Here is an 11,359-nt window from a genome sequence, read left to right as displayed (position 1 = left end):
TTAGAAGCTTAGGGATTTTAGGGTATATTTATAGCTTGAAGGAGTTGATTTTTTTGGATAATGAATTGAAGCAAGAGAAAAAAATGGCTGTAAAGAATTTGATTGATAAAGGTAAAAAAGATGGATCTTTAACCTATGAGCAAATAGGTGAAGCCCTAAGCGAGATGGAGCTAGACAAAGAACAGATTGAAAATATCTATGACACCTTTGCTCAAATGGGGATAGATATTTTGGATGAAAATATAAAGGACGATACTGTTATTTTCAATAAGGAATTTGATAAGGATCCAGATGTTGAAGCAGAAGATGAAGAGGAAGATGTATCTAAACTGGATTTGTCAATTCCTAAAGGAATATCAATTGACGACCCTGTAAGAATGTACCTTAAAGAAATAGGAAAAATCCCACTACTTTCTGCTGAGGAAGAAATTGATTTGGCTGAAAAAATGGGCTATGGAGATGAGATAGCAAAGAAGAAATTAGTAGAAGCAAACCTAAGATTAGTTGTATCTATTGCAAAAAGATATGTTGGAAGAGGTATGTTATTTCTTGACCTTATCCAAGAAGGGAATCTTGGTTTAATAAAAGCTGTAGAAAAATTCGATTATAAGAAAGGTTTCAAGTTTTCGACTTATGCAACCTGGTGGATAAGACAGGCAATAACTAGAGCTATAGCCGACCAAGCTAGAACTATTAGAATCCCTGTTCATATGGTGGAGACTATAAATAAATTAATTAGAGTTCACAGACAGCTTCTTCAAGAGTATGGAAGAGACCCTAAACCTGAAGAGCTTGCTAAAGAAATGGATATGCCAGAAGAAAAAATTAGAGAAATAATGAAAATAGCTCAAGAACCAGTATCCTTAGAAACGCCAATAGGTGAAGAGGAAGATAGCCATTTAGGTGATTTTATACCTGATGACGATGCTCCAGCACCTGCTGAAGCAGCAGCTTATTCTCTACTTAAGGAACAGCTTGAGGATGTACTTTGCACATTAAATGAGAGAGAACAAAAAGTTCTTAAATTACGCTTTGGTTTAGAAGATGGAAGAGCAAGAACCTTGGAGGAAGTTGGAAAAGAATTCGATGTTACAAGAGAAAGAATTAGACAAATTGAAGCTAAAGCTCTAAGGAAATTGAGACATCCTAGTAGATCGAAAAAATTAAAAGATTATTTAGATTAATTTATAGAAGATTCGCATCAGCGAATCTTTTATTATGAATAGGCTAAGATTTCATAGAGATTGGAACAAGTTATATAAGACTTTGAAAATATGGGTATAAAATAGATTTAAGATTGCTATGAAAATGAGATTTTTATAAAGATAGGTGATTATTGTGATAAGTAAAAGATTAGAAACTATACTTAAATTGATTCCAAATGGCGAGGTTTTAGCAGATATAGGAACAGACCATGGATACATTCCCACTTATGCAGTAAAAAATAATATAGTCAAAAAAGCAATTGCCGCGGATATTAGCAAAGGCTCTCTAGAAAAAGCTGTTATTGAAATTAAAAATAATAACTTGCAGACAAAAATTGAAACAAGATTAGGAAGTGGGCTAGAAGTATTAGAGGTTGATGAGGCTGATGTAGTTGTAATAGCAGGTATGGGCGGTATTTTGATTTCTGAGATTCTAAATGAATCCTATCATAAAAAATATAAAGCAAAACATCCTATTTTTATTTTTCAGCCTGTACAATTTCCTGAAAAATTGAGACAATATTTATATAAAAATAATTTTGATATCTTAGATGAAGAGCTTATAGAGGATGAAGGTAAATTTTATCATATAATAGTGAGTAGATACTCATTAGAAAAGGTATTAAAAACTATAGAGCCTCCATTTGATGAGATAGGAAATATAAATTATAGGAAAGCAAATGAAGTTTTGTTTAAATTACTTCAATCTAAAATTAATACTAATAAAGCAATAATAGGTAAAATTAGAGAAAGTGGTAGTGGAGAAAATAACGCAAAAGTTGAAGAATTATCCTTGAAGATAAAATGCTATGAGGAGATGATAGAAGATGCAGCTAGAACAACTCAAAATAAACCTAGATGAACTTTTGAAGCCAAGCCTGGCATATGATTGGGATAATGTTGGACTAAGTATTGGTGATAAGTCAGCTTATGTTAATAAAGTGCTTATAACCCTTGAAATTAACGAGGCAGTTGTTGATGAGGCTATAAGTAAGGACGTACAATTAATTATAAGCCATCACCCCTTGATCTTTAGACCTATTAAATCTATAACAAATTTTGATGATAAAGGAAATATCCTTCTTAAATTAATTAAAAATTCAATAGGCGTTTACGTTGCTCATACAAATTTTGATATTATTGAAGGTGGCTTAAACGATTATATTTCAAATTTATTATCTCTTAATAATATAAATAAATTAGCCTATGAAAATTCGGATATAGATGCAATAGGAAGATATGGTGAGCTAAAAGAAGAGATGAGCGTTGAAGAGTTTATTATGTTTGTAAAAACTAAGCTTAATTTATCCGACCTGAGGATAGTTGATGGAGGAAATACCAAAATTAGAAAAGTGGGTATAGTAACTGGTTCTGGCATTGAATATGCGAGTAATGCCTTTGAGGCTGGCTGTAATGCTTATTTGACTGGAGATATAAAATATCATGATGCCCAAGATTGGCTTGGCAGAGGAATGAATATATTTGATGTGGGTCATTATGGGAGTGAAATTCACTTTAAGGAAAATATGCTTAGAATTCTAAGAGATAAATTAGGTGAGGAAGTTGATTTTGTTGTTTCGGATGCTTTAAAAGATCCGTTTAGGGCTGTTTAAACGCCTAAGGAGGATTATTTTGGAGATTTTGAGAAGAATAGATAAAGGCTACAGGTTAATAGAGCAAGCTAAAGACAAAAGTGAACGACTTATGAATGTTGAATCTATAAAACGCTTAAAACATGAACTGGATTTAATTCTAAAGGAAGAAAACGCGATAAGAGTTCAAGTTGATCAAGCAAGAACAGGACTTTTAATAAAAGAGAAGCAACTTTCAGATGTAGACAGACAGCTTTTATCAATTTTAGAGAAATTGTATGAATCGGAGCATCAAAACTCTAAAATTTTGCAAGAATTAAAAAAACAAGAAGTTATATTAAAAGATAAAAAAATAAATCTTGAAGATGAAATAATGAAAGAGTTTTATATAATAGAAAAGTTTTCAAAGGAATTGAATCTTTTTAAATCTAAATATAACAAGGTTGAGAAGCAATATAATTCAAAGAAAATAAGTCAGCATGAAAAGGTTGCTTACTTAGAAGACAAAATTAAATTGATGGAAAAAAAGATTAGAAAACTCAGAAAGTCTGCTGACCCTGACTTACTCAGACTCTATGATAAAAAAAGGCAAACCATGAAGGTTGTTTTTACTAGAGCGGAAAACGGAGTATGTGAAATATGTCATATGACATTATCCACTTCTCTAATTGAAAAGGTTGAAAACTGCTCGGAAATAATTGAATGTGATTGTTGCAACAGAATATTGTATTTGGAGGAAATAAAAGACAATGATGAGACTTTATAGTGACGGAGGCTCAAGAGGAAACCCGGGAGAAGCCGCTATAGGATTTGTTATTTATGAAGGAGATAAAATAGTTTATGAAAAAGCAAGACCAATAGGGATTGCGACTAATAACATAGCAGAATACACTGCTCTACTAGAAGGCTTAGAGGCTTTGATTTGCCTAGGAGTTCAGGATGTAGAAGCTTTTTTAGATAGTGAGCTAGTTGTAAAGCAAATAAAAGGTGAATATAAAGTAAAAAACCAAGAGCTAAAAGTTATTTTTGATAGAATAAAAGATAAAATTAATAACTTTAAATCTTTTAGTATAAATCATGTAAAAAGAGCCTATAACAAAGAGGCTGACAGAATATTAAATATAGCACTTGATACAATGACAACCTTTGAAAATGGAAGTTTAATAAACCGTGTAAGCAAAGCTTCAGTAGAGGAGAGTAATAATGCTTTTAGACTTGATACTATTGATGGAGACTTAAGAAAAAAAGTTGAAGACATAAAAAATTACATAAAAAAAGACAAGAAGGTTGTAGTGGCATTTTCTGGTGGAGTAGATAGTAGTCTATTAATAAATCTATGCAAGGAAGTACTAAGAGATGAGGTAGTGGCTGTTACCGTAAAAGGCCCACACATACCAGAGAGTGAATTTAATGAAGCTGTTAAGTTAGCAAATGCGATAGGAATTAAACATGAGATAGTGGAAGAAGATATTTTATCCATTAAGGAAGTTAGAGAAGGGGATTTGAGACGATGCTATTACTGCAAAAGCTTCGTGTTTAAGTACATAGATGATTATGCTAAAAAAATAGGAGCTACTGCAGTTTATGATGGAAGTAATATTGATGATTTATCTGACTATAGACCGGGGATGCAAGCGCTAGAGGAATTACATGTCAAAAGTCCATTTTTAGAAACGAATTGGACAAAATCTGATATTAGAGAATACTCAAAGCTATTAGGTTTGAAAACTCACGACAAAGAAGCTGCGGCTTGCCTTATTTCGAGAGTTTCTTACGGACAGACCCTTACTAAAGAAATACTAACTAGGATTGATAAAGCAGAAGCTTATTTAAAATCTAAGGGACTCAGAAACGTAAGAGTAAGGGTACACGATGACCTGGCTAGAATAGAGATGAATAGTGATGATTTAAAGCCGTTTATAAATCTGGATTTATTTAAAGAAGCTAACGAATATCTTAAGAATCTAGGCTTTAAATATGTATCACTTGATTTAGGTGGATATAAAACAGGAAATATGAATAAATAAATTAAGGAGAAAAATATGAAATATGAAGCAATAGCACCTTGTCTTTTTGGAATGGAAGCAACTGTATCTTTTGAACTTAAAAACATGGGCATTAAAGTATTAAATGTATCTGATGGAAGAGTTACCTTTGAAGGAGATGCTTTTGAAATTGTAAGAGCAAATTTATCCCTTAGAACTGCTGAAAGAGTTCTAATTAAAGTAGGAGAATTCAAGGCATATAGCTTTGAACAATTATATCAAGGAATATTAAAGCTTCCTTTTGAAAACTACATTCCAAAGGATGCAGAGTTTCCTATTTCCAAAGCTAAGAGCATAAATAGTAAACTGTTTTCTAAATCAGATATTCAATCTGTAGCCAAAAAAGCCGTAGTTGAAAGATTAAAGCAAAAGCATAAAGTTCAAACTCTTCCAGAAACAGGTGCACTTCACCCTATTATTATTTTCATTAATAAGGATGTAGTTGAAGTAACGATTGATACAACAGGTCCAGCTCTACATAAAAGAGGATATAGAGAAAAATCAGGTGGAGCACCTATAAGAGAGACTCTAGCTGCATTTATGGTAATGCTTACTCCTTGGAGAGAAAACAGAACCCTTGTAGACCCAATGTGCGGGTCAGGAACTATTTTAATTGAAGCAGCTCTTTATGGTGCAGGAATAATGCCTGGGATAAACAGAAACTTTACTGGAGAAAATTTATCTTTTCTGCCAAAGCATGTTTGGCAGACTGAGAGAAACGAAGCTCTATCGCAAGAAAAGGACGTACAGTTTAAGCTTAAAGGCTATGATATAGATGAAGACGTAATTGAGCTAGCTAAAGAAAATGCAGAGCTAGCAGGAGTTGGTCATCTTATAGATTTTGAGGTTAAGGATATGACCACCTGGGAAACTGATGAGGAGTATGGATTTATAATAACTAATCCACCTTATGGTGAAAGACTATCAGCAGAAGAAGACATTACTGAATTTTATAAAGAAATGGGAAAAGTATTTAAGAACTTAAAAAACTGGTCATATTATTTAATAACGACTTTAGAAGATGTAGACAAGATTATGGATATACCGTTTCAGAAAAAAAGAAAATTATATAACGGTATGCTTAAGAGTTATTATTATCAGTATTTGGGGCCAAGACCACAAAAATAATTATAAATTTTATAATCAGGAGGAATTCAATGCTATTTAACAAAAAAATGACAAAATTTATTACTCTTATTATTTCAACAATGTTATTATTTTCAGCTTGTTCACAAGGTAGCTCAACTACAAATGAGGAAATAAAAGATGAAACTAATAAACAAGTTCAAGCTGAAGAAAAGCAAGCTACAGAGAATGAACAAGAGGTAGAGCAGGCTAAGAACGATGAGTCTATTAGATATATAAGTGCGTCAAAATTAAATGTGAGAGAAACTCCTGATTCTGCGGGGACTATTTTAGATAGTTTGCTTAAAGGTAGCAAAATTAAAGTATTAAGCGAATCAAAAAATGAAGCTGGAGAGCTATGGTATGAAGTAGAATATAAAACCTTTGACGGTAATAAAAAAGGCCATATATCAGCAGAGTACACGGTTTCTAAAAGAGAAGAATTACTAGATGAGCACTTAAGAGGCCTAGATTTTTCAGCTTTTGAAAAAATTGAATATAAGAATAATAAAAAAGTAAAAGTCAAGGGTGTTTATGTTACGGTTAATTCAGCAGCTGGAGCTAAATTAGATTCGTTAATTAAGCTAGCTGAAGAAACAGAAATTAATGCTTTTGTTATTGATGTCAAGGATGATTTTGGAAATATGCTATTTAAAACTAAAGCAGCTGAAAAATATGCGCCATCTGCTAATGATAAAGCACCTATAAAGAATATAGACGAATTCATAAAAAAGCTAAAGGAAAAAGATATTTACACTATAGCAAGGATAGTGTCGTTTAAGGATCCTACCTATGCTCAGTACAACACTGACAAAGTAATTATTAATAAACAAACGAATCAACCATTTGTAAATAAGGATGGAATCATATGGGTTTCTCCTCACGATAGAACATTATGGGATTACAATATCGCTGTGGCAAAGGAAGCTGCTATTGCTGGATTTAATGAGATTCAATTTGACTATGTTAGATTCCCTGCCTCAGACGGAGGTAAGCTTGATGAAATCCTAGATTATAGAAATGAAAAGAATGAAGGTAAGGCTGAGACGATTCAAAACTATTTAAAGCAAGCCTACTCAGTAATATCTAAAGAAGAAGCTTATATTTCGGCTGATGTTTATGGCCTAGTTGGAAGTGTGCCTGATGACATGCATCTTGGACAGTACTGGGAGGCAGTTAGTAATTACACAGATTATATATCTCCGATGATGTATCCAAGCCACTACGCAAATGGAACCTACGGAGTAGCCGTGCCTGATGCAGATCCTTACAATACCTTGCTACAAGGCGCTAAGGATGCAGTTCTTAGAAATGAAAATCTAGAAACACCAGCTCAGATTAGACCTTGGATTCAAAGCTTTACGGCTTCTTGGGTTAAGGGATATATAAAATATGGCCCAGAGCAAGTTAAAGCTCAAATAAAAGCTCTTAACGATGCTGGGATTGAGGAGTACCTTCTTTGGAGTGCTAGCAATAATTATGATATAAAGTAGCTTTATGACTGATAAGTCTCAGTTTTTGATACTACATTTCCTTGACAAACCCAATATTGGAAACTAGAATTATAAATTGGGCTTATTAATTTTTGAATATTAAATTTTATATAGATAAAGAGGAGGTAGCTATGACACCATCGATAATTGAACTGAAAAATGTCTCAAAAATATTTGATGAAAAAGAAGCATTAAAAAGTATAAATTTAGATATAAAAGAAAAAGAATTTGTAACGCTTCTTGGTCCAAGTGGATGCGGAAAAACAACTACACTGAGAATTATTGGAGGATTTGAGACAGCTTCCAGTGGAGAAGTGTTTTTCGATGGAGTCAATATTAATTCTATACCTCCTTATAAAAGACAAATAAACACTGTGTTTCAAAAATATGCTCTTTTTCCTCACTTAAATATATATGAAAATATAGCTTTTGGATTAAAAATTAAAAAAGTAGATAAAGCTACAATAGATAAAAAAGTAAAAAAAATGCTATCACTAGTTAACCTAGAGGGCTTTGAAAAAAGAGATATAAATTCGCTTTCTGGTGGACAGCAACAAAGAATTGCAATTGCAAGAGCGCTTGTCAATGAACCAAAGGTGCTACTTCTAGATGAACCTCTAGGAGCTTTAGACCTTAAGCTTAGACAAGACATGCAGTATGAACTTAAAACCATGCAGCAAGAGCTTGGTATTACATTCATATATGTTACACATGATCAAGAAGAGGCTCTTACGATGTCCGACAGAATTGTAGTTATGAGTGACGGAAAAATTCAGCAAATAGGAACACCTGAAGATATATATAACGAACCAGTAAATCGATTTGTAGCTGATTTTATTGGAGAAATCAATATGGTTACAGCTACTATGATAGAAGACTATAAAGTAATGTTTAACAATAGAATTTTTGAATGCGTAGATAAGGGCTTTAAACCTAACGAAAAGGTAGATGTTGTTATTAGACCTGAGGATATAAATATAGTAACTAAAGAAAATGGAAAGATTACAGGGCTAGTTACGGATGTCGTTTTTAAAGGGGTTCATTACGAAATTATTGTAGTCGACCAGCAAAATAATAAAGAGTGGATTATACACACTATCCATCATACTCAAGCAGGAATTGAAGTAGGTCTGGATTTTACATCTGAAGCTATTCATGTTATGAGAATGGAGGTTATAGATGAATAAAAAAAATATCTTAGCCGTTCCCTATGTTCTATGGGCTATACTATTTACCATAGTTCCACTATTTATAGTTTTGCTCTATTCCTTTACTAAGAGAGATGCTTTTGGAGGAATGATTTTCTCATTGACCTTTGAAAATTATAAAATGTTCTTTGAACCAATTTATTTAAATGTACTTTGGAGATCTCTAAGGTTATCATTATATAGTACAATTGCATGTTTTGTGGTTGGATATCCAATGGCATATATAATTTCGAAATCCGATATAAAGAAACAAAGCTTGATGATTATGCTATTTATTTTGCCTCTTTGGACAAACTTTCTACTAAGGACATATGCTTGGATGGTAGTACTAAGAGAACAAGGTGCATTAAATGAACTACTGTTACTTTTAGGAATAATAGATGAACCACTTCAGCTACTTTATACTAATGGAGCTGTTATAATGGGTATGGTGTATAACTTCTTGCCTTTTATGGTGCTACCTATATATTCAGTATTATCAAAAATAGATAAAAGCTTACTTGAAGCAGCTCAGGATTTGGGAGCAAATTCATTTAGTACATTTATAAAAGTTATATTCCCACTTAGCTTTCCAGGCGTTGCATCTGGTGTTTTGATGGTATTTATGCCTGCGATATCAACTTTTGTAATATCGGACTTACTAGGCGGAGGGCAAACTATTTTACTTGGAAACCTGATTCAGAACCAATTTATGATGGCTAGAAACTGGCAGTTCGGATCAGCTATATCTATGATTATGATGGTTATGATTGTGCTTTCTATGGGTTATCTCACTAAGCATAGCTCCAAAGAAGGAGGGACTGGTCTATGGTAAAAAAATACCTCTCCCGAACTTATGCTTTTTTAGTATATTTATTTTTATATATGCCGATATTTCTATTGATTCTATTTTCATTTAATGATTCTAGATATGGTGGTAGATGGCAGGGTTTTACTTTTAAATGGTATACAGAGCTTTTCTCTGATGGAAGTATTATGGAATCGCTTTACACTACAATAATAGTTGCAGTAATCGCTTCTATTATATCTACAGTAATAGGAACAATTTCAGCTATTGCAATCCACAATATGTCTCCAAGAAAGAAAGCTATTCTTACAAATTTAAGCTATATACCTATGGTGAACCCTGATATAGTAATAGGAATATCGCTTCTTTCATTTTTTTCGATACTAAATTTAAAATTGGGGTATATAACTTTAATATTAGCTCACATTACATTTAATATTCCCTATGTAATATTTGCAGTATTACCAAAGTTACAGCAGCTTAACCCAAATATTGAAGAGGCAGCCCTTGACTTAGGAGCTACCCCTATACAGGCTTTTTTTAAAGTTATCCTTCCTGAAATTATGCCAGGGATAATAACTGGATCACTACTAGCCTTTACTTTGTCTCTAGATGATTTTATTGTAAGTTTCTTTACAACTGGATCTGGAGTTAGCACACTTTCTATAAAGGTTTATTCAATGACAAAAAGAGGAATCAGCCCTAAAATTAATGCATTGTCTTCTCTTATGTTCATAGCAGTGCTTGCACTCATGCTCTTGCTTCAGTTAAGGGATGCAAAAAATAAATCACAAAGTGATAATGTTAGGTAATTAAGTATATAATTTTATTTATAAAGGAGTGTTGATAACTTGAAAAAAATATTTATGATTTTACTTATGGCAACAATGGTGTTTACTTTCGCAGGATGTGCTTCGGATACAAAATCTACTACGTTAAATGTTTATAACTGGGGAGACTATATAGATCCAGAAGTAATTAAGGATTTTGAAAGTGAATTTGATATTAAAATAAACTACGAAGAATTTGCAACAAACGAAGAAATGCTTGCCAAGATTCAAGCTGGAGGAACTTCATACGATGTAATTTTTCCATCTGAATATATGGTTGAAAGTATGATTCAAAGAGGACTGCTACACGAATTAGACTTTAGCAAGCTAGAGAATATGAAAAATATTGGAGGCCAATATCAGAATCTTGAGTATGATAAAGACCAAAAGTATTCAGTTCCTTATCTTTGGGGGACAATGGGAATAGTATACAACAAGACAAAAGTTTCTGATCCAGTGGACAGCTGGAATATACTATGGAATCCAAAATATGAGGGACAAATTATAATGCTAGATTCTCCTAGAGATACAATAGGAATAACACTTAAGAAACTGGGTTATTCTTTAAACACTAAAAATCCAGCTGAGCTAGAAGAAGCTAAACAAGCATTAATAGAGCAAAAGAAATTAGTTCGCTCATATGAAGTTGACACATACAAAGGACAAATGATTGCTGGAGAAGCAGCTATGTCACTTGCTTGGTCAGGAGATGCTATGCTTCTTATGTCTGAAAATGAAGATTTGGCATACGCTATACCAAAAGAAGGGACTAATCTTTGGTTTGACTGTATGGCAATACCAACTACAGCAGCCCACAAAGAGGAAGCTGAAATATTTATTAACTTTATGATGAGACCAGATATAGCAGCTAGAAACTCTGAGTATATTAAATATTCAACTCCTAATGAAGCAGCATTAGAGCTTCTTCCGGAAGAAGAAGTAAATAATGAATATCTTTACCCTAAAGGAGACCTTAATAAATTGGGAGAAGTATTTACAGATTTAGGCGAGTTTACAACAGAATATGATAGAGTTTGGACGGAAATCAAATCTTATTAATAAAGCTAAGACGGC

The 11,359-nt window shown here is 32.8% G+C and carries 11 protein-coding genes; all 11 read left to right on the top strand.

What is annotated here, in order from left to right:
* Window positions 1-83: 83 nt before the first annotated feature.
* The 11 genes from rpoD (at window position 84) to B5X47_RS01460 (ending at window position 11,344) form a co-directional block, all read left to right on the top strand.
* Window positions 84-1,184, top strand: coding sequence for an RNA polymerase sigma factor RpoD (rpoD, locus tag B5X47_RS01510; RefSeq protein ID WP_408605640.1), 1,101 nt, complete (start codon window positions 84-86; stop codon window positions 1,182-1,184).
* Window positions 1,185-1,338: 154 nt separating this feature from the next.
* Complete coding sequence (locus B5X47_RS01505) at window positions 1,339-2,067, top strand: tRNA (adenine(22)-N(1))-methyltransferase (RefSeq protein ID WP_159446363.1); 729 nt, start codon at window positions 1,339-1,341, stop codon at window positions 2,065-2,067.
* Entirely contained in the window at window positions 2,033-2,818 is a 786-nt protein-coding gene (locus B5X47_RS01500; protein WP_079588461.1) for a Nif3-like dinuclear metal center hexameric protein, read from the top strand. Before B5X47_RS01505 ends, B5X47_RS01500 begins: the two co-directional genes overlap by 35 nt.
* 19 nt (window positions 2,819-2,837) lie before the next feature.
* Entirely contained in the window at window positions 2,838-3,563 is a 726-nt protein-coding gene (locus B5X47_RS01495) for a zinc ribbon domain-containing protein (protein WP_079588460.1), read from the top strand.
* Window positions 3,547-4,824, top strand: coding sequence for an ATP-dependent sacrificial sulfur transferase LarE (gene larE / locus B5X47_RS01490; protein WP_079588459.1), 1,278 nt, complete (start codon window positions 3,547-3,549; stop codon window positions 4,822-4,824). The genes B5X47_RS01495 and larE overlap by 17 nt, the downstream gene beginning before the upstream one ends.
* Window positions 4,825-4,839: 15 nt before the next feature.
* On the top strand, window positions 4,840-5,970 hold the full coding sequence (locus B5X47_RS01485) for a THUMP domain-containing class I SAM-dependent RNA methyltransferase (RefSeq protein WP_079588458.1): 1,131 nt from the start codon (window positions 4,840-4,842) through the stop codon (window positions 5,968-5,970).
* Window positions 5,971-5,999: 29 nt separating this feature from the next.
* Window positions 6,000-7,460: a putative glycoside hydrolase gene (locus tag B5X47_RS01480; RefSeq protein ID WP_079588457.1), complete on the top strand. Its 1,461-nt coding sequence runs from the start codon at window positions 6,000-6,002 to the stop codon at window positions 7,458-7,460.
* Between the two features lie 131 nt (window positions 7,461-7,591).
* The gene (potA, locus tag B5X47_RS01475) at window positions 7,592-8,647 is read left to right on the top strand and encodes a spermidine/putrescine ABC transporter ATP-binding protein (RefSeq protein WP_079588456.1); all 1,056 of its coding nucleotides are present in this window, start codon (window positions 7,592-7,594) and stop codon (window positions 8,645-8,647) included.
* Complete coding sequence (locus B5X47_RS01470; protein WP_079588455.1) at window positions 8,640-9,482, top strand: ABC transporter permease; 843 nt, start codon at window positions 8,640-8,642, stop codon at window positions 9,480-9,482. The genes potA and B5X47_RS01470 overlap by 8 nt, the downstream gene beginning before the upstream one ends.
* Entirely contained in the window at window positions 9,476-10,267 is a 792-nt protein-coding gene (locus B5X47_RS01465; RefSeq protein ID WP_041487169.1) for an ABC transporter permease, read from the top strand. The genes B5X47_RS01470 and B5X47_RS01465 overlap by 7 nt, the downstream gene beginning before the upstream one ends.
* 39 nt (window positions 10,268-10,306) lie before the next feature.
* A complete protein-coding gene (locus B5X47_RS01460; protein ID WP_079588454.1) occupies window positions 10,307-11,344 on the top strand; it encodes an ABC transporter substrate-binding protein in 1,038 nt (345 codons plus the stop codon).
* The last annotated feature ends 15 nt before the right edge of the window (window positions 11,345-11,359 follow it).

The organism is Acetoanaerobium noterae (assembly GCF_900168025.1).
Taxonomy (GTDB): domain Bacteria; phylum Bacillota; class Clostridia; order Peptostreptococcales; family Filifactoraceae; genus Acetoanaerobium; species Acetoanaerobium noterae.
Note: the sequence above shows the minus strand (reverse complement) of the source record. Positions and strands in the feature narration are given on the sequence as shown.